Origin of the sequence: Streptomyces sp. NPDC050610 (genome assembly GCF_040654875.1) — a bacterium.
Lineage (GTDB): Bacteria > Actinomycetota > Actinomycetes > Streptomycetales > Streptomycetaceae > Streptomyces.
On record NZ_JBFAIV010000050.1, the window covers coordinates 1 to 17,423 of the forward strand.

Genomic DNA, 17,423 nt, shown 5'->3' on the forward strand with positions numbered 1-17,423 from the left:
GGCTGCCAGCACAGCCCGCTGACTTTCCAACCCGCTCACGCCAGACCAACGAACCACCGAGCGGAAAGCCACGAGTTAAAGATCTGCACGCCCTACACGCTCGTTCCGGAATCGTTGCTCACCGGTAAGGTCCTGGCCCTGTGCGGCACTTGTGGGCTCCCCGCCCTGTCCGGGGACAAGCCCCAGGCTGCCAACGGCAGGTGGTGTGAAGGAGAGGACTGCCCGCCCGGCATCCCCTTCCGGCTGGCCCGCGATCCCGGTCACACTCTCGTCCTACGGCGCTGTTTGCGTGCCTTTCTCACCCTGTCCGGCCCCACCGAGAAAGCTGCGCTGGACAAGCTTTCCGGCGCAGGGATCGGATACGACTTCATCCCGGCGGACCTGGGAACCTATCGGATCCATGACGCCGGCGCCCGCACTTGCTTCATGCGGGTGTACGACCGGCAGGAGCCCACCGTGCTGGCTGCCCGCGTCGCGAACTCCTTCGTCGACCTCGCCGGCCTGGCCTGGGTGGTCGTTCCTCAGCGACTGGCGAACCGGGCCGGATACCGCGCGGCCTTCGAGACCGCGCTGGGCGACGGCCCTCGCGAACGCGTGGCGCTCACCACACCTGACGACCTCGTGTGCCGCGTACGGGCCCAGCACACTTCCCGGAAGAATACGGAGCAGGATGATGCGTAGCCTCACCCGAGGCCTTCATGACGTACTAACAGAACTATCGGATTACGCCGCTTCGGACGTGCGGAAGCCCGCTCTCGAAGCCCTGTGCCAGGTCGAGATCGGCCTGCATCTGCAGCAGCGCCTGATGCCGGACAGTCCGGCATCACACGCATGGGTGCTCTTCAGCGGGTACCCTTACGCCGCCGCCTGGGGCGTCCCGCTGCCTCCGGATGGGAAGACAGTGCTCCGCGTCGCGCGTCACTCGATGTGGACCCTACGCAGGCCCCGGGCCTGGCGGGAGGCACTCGAACGGTATCAGCGGTTCCTTCGGCCACTGCGCGGTTTCGACGTGCCTGACCCCGACAGGCAGGCAGTGCGGTGCGAGGTCTCCATCGCCCACAGACGCTGGCAGGACTACGACAGCCTGCTGCACGTAGCTCCGCCGCTGGCCGGCGAACGCCTCAGGGTGGCCAAACCTGGACCGCATGCATTTCCCGTCAGCCGCACCATGGCCGTGGTCGATCTGCCATCAGTGCCTGCCGTGCCATTGGTCGCGCACGACATGGACGCACTCCCGCAGGGCGAGGGCGAACCCTTGACCTTCTGCCTCGCGGAGCTGGCGGCGACGGCGGCGAAGATGGACGCGGTACGGCCCGGCCGGGACTGGCTCGGCAGACTCCGCGCGCTCAACCTCTCGACCAGGGCGACGGATGGTTTCGAGCCGTCGGACACCTTCACCGTGGACCGCATCCAGCACTTGCTCGGCATCGTCGGCTCAGGCAAGAGCACCTTGCGCGACATCATCGCCGTCCACATGGTCACCAAGCGTGAGAAGCGCACCGTCACGGTCGTCGTCGGGGATGTCGCCGAAGTTCTCAAACTGGTGGAGCTCTACAACGTCTATACCGACGGAGCCGCCGCTCCCGTCCTCGGGGCTGCCGGCAAGGAGCGGCATGCCCAGCGGTTGCACCGCCGAATGGCAGGGCGAGGGGAGCACCGGCTGCTCGCTCACGACGACCCGGCCTTCGATTACCTGAGCACTTCCTGTGTGCTGAACACACTGCGCGGTAGCACCTCGGGCGAGGAGCCGTTGAGTTTCGGTGAGGCGCCCTGCAATCGGCTGCGACCCAGATCACCGCGGCGGCCTGAGCCCGGTGACGGACCCGAGGCGCCTCAGTGGCAGAAGAGATCGGTGAGCTGCCCGTACTGGCCCGTCTGCCCCCGTCACCACGCCGCCCGCGAGCTCGCGGGCGCGAACATCTGGGTGGCCACCCCCGCCGGCCTCCTCGACGCTTCCCCGCCACGCGCACAGAACGGTGAACGCATCCGGTACCTGGAACTGGCCTGCCGGCGTAGTGACCTGGTGATAGTGGACGAGGCGGACCGAGTCCAGATGCAGCTGGACCAGGCATTCGCCCCCGCTGTGCTGCTGGCCAGGAGTGACCGCGAGGACGGCTTCATCGACGAGCTGAGCGGGCACAAGACCCGGGAGTTGGCCGTGGGCGGCCGGACGCAGCTCTCCGACCGCGACGTGGAGAACTTCACCGCGGCGCTGAACACCGCCGAAACGGCGACGAACCGGATGTACGCCATGCTCGTCTCCGACCACAAGCTGCGCACCTGGGTACGGATCGGCTACTTCAGCGCCTGGACGCTACAACTCGGCCTGCTCGACGAACGCTACCCGCTCTCGACGGGCACCGGTGAGGACAACCTGGGATGCGCTGCGCGGGAAGCCTTGGGGAACCGGCTGGATGCGTTTCGGGACAACCCGTTCGGCGACCGCTCCCGGAGTACCGCCGAAGACTTCAGCGCACTCACCCGTCTACTCAACGAGGTCCTGCATACCGGCAGCCCGGAAAACACCAGGGGACGGCTGGACACGGTGATGGACGAGCTTTTCGATCTCAAACCGTTCATGTTCATCAAGAGAGAGGAGTACGCACGCAAGCTCGTCGAGTGGGAGCGGCAGCGAATGCCGGGGCGGAGCGGAGGCCGACGGAGGACGGAGGAGAGGGAGGACACACCGCCCCCGCAGACACCTGAGGACTGGCATGCGGAACTCGCCAAGCACTTTGAGTTCACCCTTCTGCTCTGTGCTCTCGAACCGAAACTCGCAATGATCAACGCTATGTGGCCGAGAGTCGAGGCGGCCCTCAACTTGCGGTACAACTCAATGTACCGACGCCCCGTGGACTACGGTCCGGTCGTGCCCGAGGCGCCTATGGGCAATGTCCTCGGCTTCCAGTTCCACGTCAAAGGCCGGGACGAAGGAGGCGTCCGCACGGGAGAGTTGAAGTTCTTCCGATGCAGCGGTGTCGGCCGGGAACTGCTGCGCGAGTTGCCCGACCTGGCGACGGTCGACGGCCGCCCCGGCACCAACGTGCTGCTCATGTCCGGCAGCAGCTGGGCGGGTAAGTCCAGCCGCTACCACATTCCTGTGCAGGTCGGCGCGATCATCGAACCGGATCCGGAGGTGACCGAGCGCATCGCCGACGAGAGCGAGATGCGCTTCGAATTCATCGACGACGGAGGCGAGACACTCCGAGTCTCCGGGACCGATCCGGAGGGGCGACCCGAGAAGCTGCGTCGCATCGCGACGTGGCTGGGGGCGAGCGCGGACGAGGAGGAGAACGGCGGCCCACTGGAACGGGAGCTGCGGGTCCTCCCGACCGGACGCGACCAGATCCTTTTGCTGGTGGGCAGTTACGAGGAAGCGCGGCTGGTGGCGGACACCCTGCACAACCTCAACGCGCGCTGGGAGAACAAGGTGGTGCGGCTCGTCTCGGATGATGAGGACATCGAGGACGACTTCCACTACGGGGGCGGCCAACACGCCAAGGTGCTGCGCCGAGGGGACGTGGAACATCTCAGAGACTGCGGCGCCGACATCCTGGTGGCACCCCTGCTCGCCATCGAGCGTGGACACAACATCCTCAACGACAGCGCCGAGGCGGCCATCGGCACGGTGTACTTTCTGGCCCGACCGAACCCGCACCCCGATGACCTCTCATTGGCCGTCAACGCGATCAATGACTGGATCGTCCGGGCAGTGGACAGCGGCGAATTCGACGCCTGGGTCCGCAGCGGTGCCACTGTGGGCGAAGGGGCCGAAGAGGTCCGCCGCAGAGCACGTTCGCAGTGGTACCAAGTACTGCAGCGAAGCATGGCCTGGAGTCGGCTCGGAGACGACCGAGAGCAGGTCACCTGGGACATGCTCGTTGTGATGTGGCAGGTCGTCGGACGTTTGGTGCGTGGCGGTGTACCGGCTCGGGTGGTCTTCGTGGACTCTGCCTTCGCCCCGAACCGGACCGTCACGCCCCCTCGGCCGGATACCCACAAGTCCAGCCTCCTGCACAGCATCCTGCACGTACTCCGGCCGTACCTCACCGCCGAGGACACGACATCAGATCACGACCGGTTCATCGCTCGAGCTCTATACGAGCCGTTGTGGCGGATGCTCAGCCGCTGCCTCACTCCGTGAATCCCAGCCGGCCGGGAAACCGCCGGCAGGCAAAACCCGTCCATGGAGGAACCCATGTACCAAACGATTCGAACGGCGGCCTATGAACGCGACCCCGACTACGGGCCGTGGGTCGAGAACACCCACGTTATGCAGCTCGGTGAAGAACTGCACAGGTCGCTGACCGACCTCTACGTGCGCATTCGCGGCCAGTCCGACCACCCTGTACGGCTGCCGGTACGCCAACTCAACGCTCTGCTGCGGGCTATGGCCCCCGGATCCGTCGCCACCGCGCGTAACGCCGACGCGGACTGCCAAGCTCCTTGGCTGTACGGACGCGAGCCAGTACCGCAGGAGGTCGTCGCCCCTTTGATCGGTACCTGGGCCGCAGGTTTGTTGCGCGACTACGACTACGAATCCGCCGACGGCGCAGAAAGGGCCGACCGTGTGGGGGCAGAGGACGAGCTGCTCCACGACATCGAGACTGCAGTGTCGGACCTGCCGCCGTGGCGTAGCGAATCAGTCGACTTCACCGAGAATCTGATCACGCCGGGCGGCACGGCCGAACCCGCTGGCAGACTGTACAGCCTGTTGCCGGAGCGGATCGCTTGCCGCCTTGCCTCCCGTCCGTACCACAGCCACGGTACTACGCTCGGATTCCGCGTGGTCAGCTGTGAGAATGGTGCCGAGCTGGTCTCCTGGCCGCCACGGCGGTACGAGCACCGGAACCGGACCTGGTACTACTCGGCCCTCGTCACCATCACCGTCCACACGGTGCCGTTCGCCGAACGCTTCCGCGTCCATGTCTCGACCAGCATCCGGCGTTGGGCCACCCACTTGGATATCCGTCGCAGGGACCTGCATGGTGCGACCGTACTGCTCGACGCGCCACTGCCTTGGCCGGATGGTCCTCGACGCGGATATCGGCTGGTCGGGAACACCATAGCGTTCGACCGCAGCCGGGGAGAGGTCGCCTGGCGTCGACACAGCCCCGCCCTCCTCCTGCCCGAACTGGACATCGTCCGCAGCTATCCGGAGCCGGAACACCTGCTGACCGCCCCGGAGAAATGGATCAATGGACGGCAAGGCATCGCCGCCGGGATCATCTACAGTCCGACTCTCGGCCCCCACAGCGTCGGTCCGGGCCTGATGCCCAAAGAGCGCGCAGAGTTGGACGCTTGGGTCGAGGAGGGTCTGCGACCGATGTTGCGCCGTGTCCCGGACATGACTCGAGTCACTCGGAGCAATACTCCCTCGTTGCTGCCCCGAACGGCTTCGGCCGGCGATGATGGCGCGCGGGAGGCACGCGAGACCCTTGCCCGACGTCAAGCGCTGGCTGGAGCCTTGGCGGGCAAACCGCTGGAGGTCGACATCCTCTGGCAGACACCGGAGACCCGGGACGAACTGATCACTGCCTTGCCGGACCTGATCGGGCTGTCACCGGGCCGTCAGTCGCGTGGCGGGACCGAGTCCCCCTGGCGCTGGCAGGCCGACGGTATCGACATCCGCGTCCGCACGTCCCCAGCTGGTTCGTTGGCCGCTCCGCTGACGGTCCCGGTCGACCGCAGGCGCCCCCGCGCCGTCCGGCTCGCTGAAGCTGTCGCGGACCGCTGCGCACTGGTCGGTGAGCATATGGAGCGGCCTCAAGACGTATGGGGACTGACGATCATTGAGATCGGAGGAAAGGAACGCTTCAAAAAGAACCCGTACTCCGACCCCAAGCACGCTTTGCGCATCGCCTGCGCGCGCCGCGGGAGGCTCAGCCAGTTCGTCAACCACCCCGAGGACGCGGAGGGCACTCTCCGCCATCGTGCCCGCTGGACCTGGCTGGATGCCTTCCGTCAGCTGGGGGCCATTGCCCCGCCTGCACACCGGGTGGGCGCGGGAATCCCGGGCGACCTGCAATACGCCGCCCTCTGGATGGTGCGCTACACACGAAGGGGGCCAACTCGCTGCCCTGCGCGACGCCTGGTCGCCGTGCGCGTTCGCCCTGAGGAGGGCCCCGGTGCTGTCCACGGTTGGGACGCGGACCGAGCCGAATGGGTGCCTTACCCGCAGCTCCTGCTCTCGTTGGCCACGGAAACCGACATGGACGCTGCCGAAGCCGCGGAAGACCAGATGGCGAGTCGCAGCGGAGCGGGGTATCGAGGTGAACAACCGCGGCAGGGAGCCGAGCAGCAGATCAGAACTCTCCTTTACCAGCTCCGCGGCCGGCCGACCCTGCTCCTGGCCAACACCGGTAATCTGCGCCAGTGCTGGCCCCGGCTGCGCAACGGCGCCCTCGTGAAGGACATGCTGGGGTTCGGTGTCACTCCGGACCAGCGGCTCGCGATCTACGGTTCCGACCTGCGCGTCGTCCTCACCCGGGACGGAAACGGCCGCGAGGAGGTGCCCGAGTGGTACGCGCACGATGGTAAGGGCAAAGCAGGCTTCGCAAAGGGGGTCTGGGGCCTGTCGGCCCCAGAAAATCGCGTCTTCGCCAGTACGGTGGATGTCCCGCACACGGCACCACTGCCCAAAGGACTCATGAAGCTGGTCCCTTCCGAGACGGGCCGAACAGCACCGGGCAAGAGCGCTTGGAACCCGGCCCTCCTGGAGGTGACGGTGCTTGGCTGCCTGTCGGAGGGGGCTCTGAAGGACGCCGGACGGGCGGATGTCCCGGCCGATCGGCCGGCGGAGTGGGCCACCCTCACCCACCAGCTTCGCTTCCACGACGACTATCCGCCCCTGGCTCGCCCCCTGCCATTGCACCTAGCACGCTTGGCCGGTCAGTACGTCCTGCCTCTAGCCACCGGTGCCTCGCCGAAGGCCCTGGTACCGGACGCCGAATAGAGTGATGAAGACCTCCATTCAGCCTCCGGCCGTTCCGGCTGGAGGCTGTCCTGCTGAACAGCGGCCACCACTATGCGCGCTCGGTGGGTCGACTGCGGGTCTATGGGAGGCGTCGTCTGCTGAGTGGACTGGGGAGCGGGTATCCGCAGTGGTGTTGAGTTCTTGGCGTACCTGACGCCAAGCTCGGATGATGTGCGGAAGCTTCGACAAGACCTCACTGACCTGCGCCAGCAGGAGCATGAGACAGCCGAATGCGGCGAGGATGATCAGGGTCAGGTTGTCCCAGTTCATAGCGTGAACTCCGTACTCTGTCGGACTGGGGCGCCGGGCTCAGGGCCGTGCTGAGGGCGTGGGGTGCTAGCCGAACGGGACATGCTCGGTCAGCCAGTCGAGCGCGTAGGCTCCCAGCCGGTCGGGTGCTTCGAGCAGCGCTGCTTCCACCGTCGCGAGGTCGGACAGCGCTTCGGGCACGTCCGGCCGGTCCAGCACGGCGAGACGCACCATCGCCGAGGCGACTGCCCCGGGCCAGCCAGGCATGCCGAAATGGGCAGGGGCCTTGTGCACGGCCGAAGCGGCTCTGTGCAGCAGCCCCGCGCGCCAACCCTGTTCACGCATCACTTCTGCGGTGAACCAGACTCGATCGTCGATGTGCTGGACGAACTCCGTCAGGGATTCGGACACCGTCCGCAGTGCGAATCGCGAGCCGCCGGCCCACGGAAGGCTCACGTCCGAGGCAACGGCTACAAACGCGAGCAGGGCCTCGGGCCCGTTGTCCTGCGCGGCCAGCAGCGCAGCACGGGCCCTGCGGTACAGATCGACGCTCTGTGCGAAAATCTCCCCATCGCTCGGCCCGTCGTCGGCCGCGTGGATCGCGTCCAGTGGCCCCTCACGCCAGACCTCAGCGACCAGGCCGACCGCCGCGGCGCTCACCAGGACCTCCGTGTCGTGCGTGTCTATCCCGAAGTGCGTCAGGACAACGAGGGCCTGCTCCTCGATGTCCGGAAGCGGCGTGCGTTTCTCTTCGGTATCGGTCCTTCCCAGAAGAACTGTGTGTCCGGCGGGCAGGGGCGTGGGCCCCGGTTGTGCCACGGTGATTCCATGCTCCGTCAGGTCGTCGAAGACGGTGTCCGGGCCACAGTCGATGTGTGTGGTGTCGTGGCGTCCCGAGCAGCCATCCGGGCATTCAAACTCCGCGCACATCTCCGGCTCAGCGGGCTGCGCTTCGTTGAGAAGGTGATAGGCGAGGCGCTCCGCCACCGCCTCCCGCGCCGTGATCATGGCAAGGTCGAGCCGGAAAGACTCGTCCTTCAGCGCCGAGTCCTCGCAATCAGCGGAAGCGGGTGGCTCCGGCGCCTCAGGGACCCAGGCGTAGGCGGACTCCAGCGAGACCAGTAGCCAGGCGACGTGCAACGCCTCGGCGTCTCCGGCCCGGGCCAACTCGGCCACGGCCTCAGCAGCCTGCCGCACACTGTCGAGGTGGGTGAGGTGGTGTGCACGCACCGGCATCCAGGCCGTGGTCTCCGCTCGGGCCCGCTGGGCGTCATGGGCTAGGGAGGCATCGCGGGACCGTCGCGCCCGGGTGATCAATCGGGTCAGGCAGGGGCGGCATCCGAACAGCCCGGACGTCGGTGTCGGCCCGAGCGGTATGGCAGCGAGACTCTCGCCGAACGACTTGTCGCACAGGCAGCAATCCAGTCCGCCTGCCTGCCGGGATGTGGGCACGCTGGGCAGCGCGGCGCGAATTGTGACATGGGCGTAGACAGGGATGTGCATGCGCGGCAACTCTCCTTGGACGAGGGTGCTTTGTCGGCCTCATCTCCATGCTCACCTCGTGGGTCGGCCGCGAGTCACGGTTTGGCAGGCGGACCAGCAAACTTGACGAATACTGCCTCGGCCCTGGCTCGCGGCTCGTATCGTGTTGGCGAAACTTGACACTCCGACCAGTGAGGGCTCCCATGGCTGTCTCCAGTGCTCCCCCAACAGCAGGACGACACAGGGATTTGACCGAAGCTCTCCAAGAATTGCACCGCGCGGCAGGCAAGTTGAGCTTTCGGAAGGTGAGTGCGCTCATCCGCAGCCGCAATGATCAGTTATCGGACGCGAGCCACGAGACCGTGCGCTCCGCCGTCAACGGGATACGGGTGCCACGCTGGGAGACCGTGCACGACGTTGTCGTGGTCCTGGCCGGTCTGTGCAGCCCGCCCCGGGACGAGGAGTCCGAGACAGCCAGGTTCCTGCCGCTGTGGCGCGCGATCGGTGAAGGGGAGTCCGGTGCGCTGAAGTCGTTCCAAGAGCTCGTCAACGGCGGCTGGGGAGGTGAGGACGGCAAGTGGACGCCGGAGCTGGTCCTGGGCGCGTTGCTTAACCCCTTCAACGCCATTGAGATCCATCCGTCGCTTGCTGTTCCGCATGAGCCGCTGGTGTCGGAGGACGACTGGGTCCGGATCATGGTGAAGCAGATGGAGGAGCAGGGAGCCGAACACACGCTACGGATCCTGCTGCACATGCTGAAGGGCGACTACGTCGGAGCGGAGGAAGGGGCACCGTACGGCTACAGTAACCTCGACCGGGAGGCCATGGAGGCGTACGCGGCATTTCAGTATGGCTGCCAGGAGATTATTCGGCGCCTCGGTCGCGAGCCGAACCTCCTCGCGGAGTCGATTCATGCCATGCGCGCCGACGAGACGATGGACCGGGACGACCGGGCGGCAATGCTGGAGAACGAGTCGGATCCAAGCCTGATGCGCGAGGTGATGATCGTAACCCCCGACACCTGGGACGAGGTGTCGGAGGAGGGGCATCACATGGTCTTCGGCTACCTGATCAAGCAGATCAGTCCCGTTGGCCCGCTCGGGCTCCCCGACGATGAGCGATTCCACATCATCTGGCGCATCTCCGAGCCCCCTGCGACGTAGCGTCGCTCGCCGCAGGGGACCTGTCCAACGAAGTCCCGCACCTGCTGAAGCGATCAGTCGAGGTGCTCGACCGACGAAGATCCACGCGGCGTGATGCATACTCTGGTCGCCGTGCTCGCCTTGGCCGTGCGCGCGGTTCGGGGGGCGACCTCCGTGGCGGCAGACAGCGAGGTCTTCTCAGCGATGATCACTTCAAGGGAGCGGGCAGGGCCCTGAGAGATCACCTGCTGTACGGCGCCAGCCCCCCGTTTCCAGCGACGACCAAGGAGTCTACGAGCATCTGCCACTCGTCCAACGTGCCGAGTTCCTTGGCCGCTCTGCGGATTTCCTTGAGCCAGCTGTCCGAAAACCACGACTGCTTGACCGTGACTCTTCCATCTTGAATGCACAAGTTGGAGACCCAGTGCACGCCACGGGTGACCTGCATTTTCTCCGGGAGTTTCCGCAGGATGCCGATGAGCGCGTCGACGGACTTGGCCTCCCCGCGAGCGGCCAGCAGCCAATCGTCGATCGACTCGACGAGGTCTTCAGCGCGGACCCAGTCGATGGCTTTACCGACGACCTCGTTATACGGACCTCGCGCCCATGGAAGTGGGTCCGGCAGCAGCGCAGCGGCAGCCCAGTCGCCCCAGCGACGATCGTGATAGGGGCTTGGGTCGTCGCTCAGGTAGCCAATGGCGTGGCGTAGTAGAGGCGGCCAGATACCTCGGGCAGCTTCGGCCAGGCGGTCGCTCTCTGCACCTGCTGCCGCAAGGCCGTGAAGAAAATTCGACATCAGGCCTGCATCTGCGCGAAGGACATCGAGGTGTCCGAGGACCGGGCCGACGTCACCGTTCTTCGCAAAGCCTTCGAGCAGGGCCCGTGCGGCGACCAGGGTGTGCGTCCCGCGGTCGTCCGCGGTCCAGCCCCCTTTCTCCTGCGCCACCATTGCGCGTCGCTCGACGTCGAGGAACGCGGCGAGGAGTGTGGCTGCGTCGTTGGTGCAACAGTGGTCCGTCGACGCAGCTGTCCCGAGTCCGCGAATGGCTGCGTCCAGAACTGCGATATCAACGGAGTCACCCGATAGTTCTTGGAGGCGTTCGGCGACGTCGCCGGAAATCTGGATACTCGGCCGCCGCTCACCATCCTGGTCCCACGGGCCGATTTCTGCGCCACGGGCGGTCTCGAGCAACCAGTTCAACGAGGTCTGGTGGATGCAAGTGTCGGAGTGGCATGGGGAACTCCAGACGACATCGCATCCACGCGCCAGGTACAGACGAGTCTCCAAGGACGCCTTACCTGCCATCGCAAGACCAGCTTGGGCGACATCTGCGGTCGAGCCACTTCCCGCTTCCAGCGGTGCTGCCAGTGCAGGTGTGAGGAACGCAGGCACGGTTTGAGCCACGGCTCGGTCGGCACCAAGAGTGAAGAACTGGCCTTCGTGGCGTTGGTCATTGGCCTCTTGGAACGACAGTGCGATGCCGATGACGAACTCGGTTACGAACTGCTCTTCATTGCCCAGCGCCCGCATATCACCAGCGGCGGCTCGTTCGACCGCTGCTCGGACGACGTGGGCAACGGCGTCCACATGGCGGGCCGGCATCGGATCTCCATGGTGCTTCAGCAGGGCACGTCCTGCCGCCAGGTCCGCGGCGATCTCCTCCGACGAGGGCGGCACGTGGTCGGCGTCATGTTGGACCGAGCCCCAGTACCGACTTGTCAGCCGCACGCTGGTCTGCACGACATCCTGGTAGGCCGTGTGCGCTTCTTGTGCGGCTCGCAGTTCAGGCGGCGGTTCGACCTCGATGTAGAACTCATCGCCATGCTGCTTGACTCGATACTGGTCCGAGTCCAGGCTGGCGGCCCAGTTCTTCGTACGCTCCTGGCGCATACTGAGCTGGTCGCCGTTCTCGACAAGCTTTTCAGCCACCTTCTTCAATGCCGGGGCACGCTCCTGCCCGCCGTGCATCATCAACCACATGGCTACCTCACGCGGTGTCCATCGGCGACGTTCGAGGTTCACGAGCCCTTCGGTTGTTGCATGGAACCCTGAATGCTCACTCATCGTACGACCGAACTCCAATACCCATACGACCGGTTCGGCGAGAAACAGGTCAAGTTCGGTGTCGACGTTCTCGATGTGTCGTACGAGCAGACCGAACAGCATCCCCGGAATCGCCAGGTTCTCGCAGCCGTCTAGGAGCATTTCGACGACCCTTCTCGGTGGCGCTCCCTGGCTCAACCATGTGTCGGCGAGGCGTTCCATCGCCTGGAGGGCGCTCATCGCCGGGTACGGGCCGACGGACGTTCCCCGGTACCAGCTCCACACGTGGCTGTCGCCGACGTACAAGCGGGCTGTGCCGTTAAGGTTCAGGACCGCACCACGGTCTTCGCTCTCTCCGTTCTCTATCTCGCCATCCGAGCCTTCATTCCGGGCGTCAATGGGCTCAGTCAACACGTCAGGTGAATTGAGCCGTGACAGATTTGCTACGCGTGTTCGCGCACCGCTATTCAGGATGTTATTCAAAACTCGTACCGAGGTCTGCAACGGCGCTGTCTGGAACAGCTGCCAGAACCCCCCGAAGTAGTATTGGAAGTACGGTGGTCCGAAACCTTTCCACCGGCCCTGATGCCTTCGGACACCCTCATCTCGGTGCCAGCTTGGCTCGTCGTCGATGTAGTAGGCGGCCATTAGCGTCGCCAATAACTCCGGGTCCTTCTGCGCCAAGGCTCGGGCGCTCAACGGTGAGTCCGCAGCCGGAGCTAGGTACGCTGGTGCATCGTCTGCGATGGCCCGAAGACGCGATTCGATGGCATCGTCGATGTCCGGTCCGAGCAACCCCAACGTTTCGACGAACTCTTCCTGGGTCAGGTGGTAGTCCAGCTGACTTCGGTGTCGACGACGCTGCGACATCCACCCGGGCAGTTCGGCCCCGTTGGCTTCGCGTGGAGGGAGCGAGTCCCAATAGGCAAGGAGCCGGTCCCGCAGCCGGATTCGTAGTTCGTTGCCTGCTGGCACTCCCACTAGGGACAGGGTTTGCAGCCAGCCCGCGAGTAGCACGAACGACTCCTTCGACACGTCCCACGGCTTTTCGTCATCGAGGAGAACTTGCACAACGGGGTTCGAGATTGAACGGTCGACCAGCCCGTCAACCATGTGCCTCTGCTGAACAACCCGCACCACGTCGCCGAGCGCCAGGCCGGCCGGTTGATCCGTGAGCGCTGATTTCAGACATTCGTACGCGAATAGTGTCTCCAGGACCGCTTCCACCGGGACGTCAGACCACCGGGGCCCGTGCGTCGCCGCGAACGCCTTGAACTGCGAAAGAAGTTCGATGAACTTCCGAACAGGGCGGGCGTCTGGTGCTTTCAGCAGTCCCTTGCACGCAAGAGTGGCAGCCGACAGCGCCCACCGGGGAGTCCCAGCTGCCTCCAACAACTCGGTCGGGCTCTGGCCACGGACCAGAAGGATGGCGGTGGCGTACCGTCGGACTTCGTCGTGTGCAAAATCTGGCTGGCCCCGATACGGGCTCGCCGGCGCGAGCAGATGATCCCGACGCAGCACGTCGACCGCTGCAGCATCGGCACCTGCGCCAGGTCGACGGTCTTCGGGTAGCTCCATCGTCGCCGCGGCCACCGCGAGCAATGTCTGTTCGCGTGCCTCCGCCGAACCGACACCGGGGCGCCCATCGCCCCGCACAACCCTTCTCCAGACCAGCTCAAGACACTCCCACTCACCCAGTGAGCTATCGGGCTCCGACCCGGTGCGAGCAAGCAGGTCCAGTACAACGGGCCTGCGCAGCAGCGAATTCACGGGCAGGTCTCGCAGGACCGCACGCAGAAGTGGAAAGTGGCCTGAGACGACCGAGATGTCCTCGTCGCCCAAGGGCCTCATCGCGAACGATGAAATGGACTTCGCGAAACCCAACTCCACCCGCTCCCGCACGAATCCCAGTGCCACGTCAGATGTCACGGTGACTAGCCCAACACCCGCCGCAGCCGCTGCCAGCACCAGGTCACCCAACAGGCCGGCAGGCCGCTCCAGAGCGGCATCAGCTGCATCGATGACCAAGACCCGAGCAGGTGCCGACAGCTCCGCCAGCACGTCTTCCATCGACATCCCAAGCGCCGCGCGCAGCTCCAAGCTCGACTGCGGCAGACCGCGGAAGTTCACCACTATGCCCTGGAACCCGGCAGGGTCTGCAGCTTCCAACTCCGCGAGAGCCGAGAGCGTCAACGCGCTCTTACCGACGCCCGACTCACCGGATACCAACAGAGCCGAGGCGTGGGTACCTGCCTCGCGCACAGCCGCGGCGAGTTGCTCGCGGCGGTCGGTGAATGAGATCTCGACCGACCCGCCGGATGAATCATCACCGATAGTGGTTCGCACACCGGCAACGGCCAACTTGCGTTGTTCAGCGAGCACCGACCACGCGTGTCGGCTTCGAGTCGCGGCCGAGTCCAAGACCACATGAATGTCACGGCGAAGCACGTTGAGGTCCACCACGGCGCCGATCGAGTCGTAGCGGGTTGCTTCAACCTCGAGCAGGTCCCGGACTGCCACTCCGTCGGCGGCAGTCGAGGCCAACCCGTCCAGCGACGTCGCGACCGCCGCGCGGTCACCTTCCCCTGGGCTCTGAACCGCGAAACCGAGAATGCGCAGTCGCCCAAGCAGCCGCCACGCCAACCGCTGGACTTCTTCCGGCCTTGTGTCGTCGTCGACGCCCTTCTCGACCATTCTCAGAAAATGTTCCTGGCGCTCACGCACCAGCTTCGACCAGCGGCCATCGATGTCCATGGACGCTTGGAATGACTTCGGGTCGGCATGAGCACGCGCGATGCCGCAGAGCATTGAGAGCTGGTCCCACTGATTGGACCGACCGACGGTCGCGACGGCAACCAGGTGAGATTCGGTATTGAACTTCTCGACCTCGCAGAGCAGCGACCTGATGAGCTTCACCGTCTCGTTATGGCTCGTGACGAAGTTCGGCGTTGCACGGCATGCCACGGCAAGGGTGACCTCGCCTGACTCATCGCCGCACTCAATCAGTAGGTCATCCACCGGATGCGTCGGACCGGTTTGGAACGACACCCTCCGGACTGGCAGCTCAAATGCCTCCGCCCGTCGTTCGCCGGTCAACATGCCGGCGAGATAGACAGTCGCGATGCGGTGTGCGAACGAAACGCCGCCACCGCCGGTCGCATAGGGGCTCGAGCCTCGCTCAGTTTCACCGGACACGGCAGTGGCAACCCCGGCGGCCGTATCCTGGGGGGCGGCGGCAGGATCAGGTGCCGTCTCGCCTTTGGACGGATCGGCAGCGTCGGGCGCAACAGGCTCGTTCATGTGCTCCTCAGTGGCATCGTGCTGTCAGTGGCCGCTGGGCTGACCGTAACGGTGCTTCGAGAACCGTGGCAGTCCTAGTCATTGCATTTGTGCATGAGGTGGTGGCGGTACCTGGGACAACGGCCCTTGTCGCTCGCGTCAATCTGGGTGGAACGACGCACCTGATCCGTCATGCTGCGGCTGGGTATCTGGTCCGCAGTTGAGGACCCAGGGCTACCGATCCCGTACACGTCCTTCGGAGCGGTGTACGAGTCGGCCACTCGGCCGTCTGTTGGGAGACTAGGCGAATAGTTTGGCGGAAGTGGCCGTGTCGGTGTTTTCTCCGTCGATTAGGTGGAGGTGGGCTCTGGTGAGGAGTTCGCGGCACATGCAGCGGCGGGCTTCGGTCCATCACGATCTATGCAGCGTTTCGATACCGCTTTCCAATCGCTTGTGCATCTTCTCGACCGCATCGGTCACGTGATGGACGTAGCGGCGGAGGGCGAACGCAGGGTCCTCATGGTCGAGAAGGCCAGCGAAGGGTGTGGACGTCAACGCCCTCGCTGATTGCCTCGAGGGCGAAGAGGCGCCGCAGGGCGTGCGTCATCTTGCCGCGGCGATCCTCCTACTTGCGGTCCTTGCCGTGTCGAGGGCCCATATCGCGTCGATCGCCTCCAGGGCGCTCTTCCAGAGGTAGGTGAAGTAGTTCTCTTTCTGCGCTCCCGCGTGGTGAACACCAGGCGCACGGTCACCGGCTCACCATCTTTGGTCCTGCACAGCAGCGTGACCTCGACCGGCGGGTGCTTGAGCTGAACCCGAAGATCTCCGCCCTGCCGCATGCCCAGTCTCCGGCCGCAGTCGACCGTCGACTGGTAGCGCTTGGGTGGGTGGGGTCACAGGGCACCCGTCTGCTCTCAGGATACCGGTACGTCCTTCGTTGCCTTCGTTGACCGCCGCGGCTTCACGCGCTTCACCGTGCCAGTCTCGCAAGGATTCTCGGAGATCAGGTCGTCGCCCACGGCCGTGGCCAGGATCGATGACAGGTACGTGAAGATCGGCCCGACGGTTGCCTCGTCGAGCACCTGCAGCCGACGCTTGATCCACGTCTGCACGGTGGATTCCTCGATCTGGCGTGGCTTGAGTGGGATCAGTGGCTCGGTGACTGGTTGCTGACGCGGGACTCGTACTGAGCGTACATCCGAGGGGTGTCGAACGTCTGGTTCGGCATCCCTTGCTCGGCCACCACCTTGAGCTGGGCTTTGCCCTTCCTGGAGTCGATGTACGTGCTGTCGTCGACGTGCTGCCCCTGCATCTTGGTGAGGTGTTGCCGGGCGGCGCCGAGACGTCGAGTGCGGTGGCGATGGCGGCAAAAGCCGTCGAAGCCAACGCGGCGAACACGTTCGGTGCGGCCGAGGGCGATGTTGGTCATGGGACGGCCGGGGCGATGCATTGCTCGGCGAGGCCCTGAAGGGAGAGCTCGTGCATCAGGCGCAGGCGCTCGACAATGCGCGCGGCCCACTTCTCGGCCTTCGCGCTGGGGCTGGCCTGAACTCGGCCCTGGGTGGCGGATAATGGCGGAAAATGATTTAATAGTCAACCATTTAGCTGTGCATCCTGGATGGAGTGCCGGTCGGTAGTAACCCGACGCGGCGACAACACCCAATATGGCCAACGGAGTTGATTCAAGATGAGCGAGTCCATCCCCCTCCGCCTCCACCACAACGCCTGGATCACCGACGACCAGGAAGCCAACCGCCACTTCTACGAAGACGTGCTCGGCCTGCCACTGGTGGCCACCTGGACCGAGGTCAACACACTGCTCGGCGCCGAACGCGCGTACAGCCACGCCCTCTACGGCCTGGCCGACGGCAGCGCCCTGGCCTTCTTCCAGTTCGCCGACCCCGAGGCCCAGAAGGAATTCAAGACCGACATCAACGTCACCCCCTTCCGCCACATCGCCTTCAAGGTCGAGCACGACGCCCAGGAGGCCATGCGCAACCGCATCGTCGAAGCCGACCCGGACTCGGACGCCCGCGTGATCGACCACGGCTTCTGCGTCTCGCTCTACGTCACGGACCCCAACGGCCTGAAGCTCGAATTCACCGTCGACCACCCCGACGTGGAAAAAGTCGACGACGAGCGCCGCGCCACAGCCCACGCCGACCTCGCCCGCTGGCTCGCCGGCGACCACACCAGCAACAACAACTGGCGCTGACCACCCTGGTAGCAACGGCGAAGGCCGCCACCCCCT

9 protein-coding genes are annotated in these 17,423 nt (G+C 65.3%); 5 read left to right on the forward strand and 4 right to left on the reverse strand.

Annotated features, from left to right (window positions below; genetic code table 11):
• The 3 genes from AB0I22_RS36200 to AB0I22_RS36210 all read left to right on the forward strand — a co-directional run.
• On the forward strand, window positions 1-681 hold a 681-nt coding region (locus AB0I22_RS36200), incomplete at its 5' end, for a hypothetical protein (protein ID WP_363135272.1).
• A gap of 58 nt (window positions 682-739) precedes the next feature.
• Window positions 740-4,144 carry a hypothetical protein gene (locus AB0I22_RS36205; RefSeq protein ID WP_363135273.1) on the forward strand — a complete coding sequence of 1,135 codons (3,405 nt, stop codon included), beginning with the start codon at window positions 740-742 and terminating at the stop codon, window positions 4,142-4,144.
• Between the two features lie 54 nt (window positions 4,145-4,198).
• Window positions 4,199-6,955, forward strand: coding sequence for a DUF3962 domain-containing protein (locus tag AB0I22_RS36210; RefSeq protein ID WP_363135274.1), 2,757 nt, complete (start codon window positions 4,199-4,201; stop codon window positions 6,953-6,955).
• 357 nt (window positions 6,956-7,312) lie between these two features.
• Here the strand turns inward: AB0I22_RS36210 and AB0I22_RS36215 are convergent, their stop codons facing one another.
• Window positions 7,313-8,728 carry a hypothetical protein gene (locus AB0I22_RS36215; protein WP_363135275.1) on the reverse strand — a complete coding sequence of 472 codons (1,416 nt, stop codon included), beginning with the start codon at window positions 8,726-8,728 and terminating at the stop codon, window positions 7,313-7,315.
• Window positions 8,729-8,955: 227 nt separating this feature from the next.
• Between AB0I22_RS36215 and AB0I22_RS36220 the strand changes: the two genes are divergently transcribed.
• A complete protein-coding gene (locus tag AB0I22_RS36220; protein ID WP_363135276.1) occupies window positions 8,956-9,870 on the forward strand; it encodes a hypothetical protein in 915 nt (304 codons plus the stop codon).
• A 220-nt stretch (window positions 9,871-10,090) separates the two neighbouring features.
• On the opposite strand, the gene AB0I22_RS36225 is transcribed toward AB0I22_RS36220, so the two are convergent.
• The 3 genes from AB0I22_RS36225 to AB0I22_RS36235 form a co-directional block, all read right to left on the reverse strand.
• On the reverse strand, window positions 10,091-15,193 hold the full coding sequence (locus AB0I22_RS36225) for a hypothetical protein (protein ID WP_363135277.1): 5,103 nt from the start codon (window positions 15,191-15,193) through the stop codon (window positions 10,091-10,093).
• An 893-nt stretch (window positions 15,194-16,086) separates the two neighbouring features.
• The gene (locus AB0I22_RS36230) at window positions 16,087-16,284 is read right to left on the reverse strand and encodes a hypothetical protein (RefSeq protein ID WP_363135278.1); all 198 of its coding nucleotides are present in this window, start codon (window positions 16,282-16,284) and stop codon (window positions 16,087-16,089) included.
• A gap of 35 nt (window positions 16,285-16,319) precedes the next feature.
• Window positions 16,320-16,601: a hypothetical protein gene (locus AB0I22_RS36235; RefSeq protein ID WP_363135279.1), complete on the reverse strand. Its 282-nt coding sequence runs from the start codon at window positions 16,599-16,601 to the stop codon at window positions 16,320-16,322.
• 258 nt (window positions 16,602-16,859) lie between these two features.
• Between AB0I22_RS36235 and AB0I22_RS36240 the strand changes: the two genes are divergently transcribed.
• Entirely contained in the window at window positions 16,860-17,387 is a 528-nt protein-coding gene (locus tag AB0I22_RS36240; RefSeq protein WP_363135280.1) for a VOC family protein, read from the forward strand.
• Window positions 17,388-17,423 lie beyond the last annotated feature (36 nt).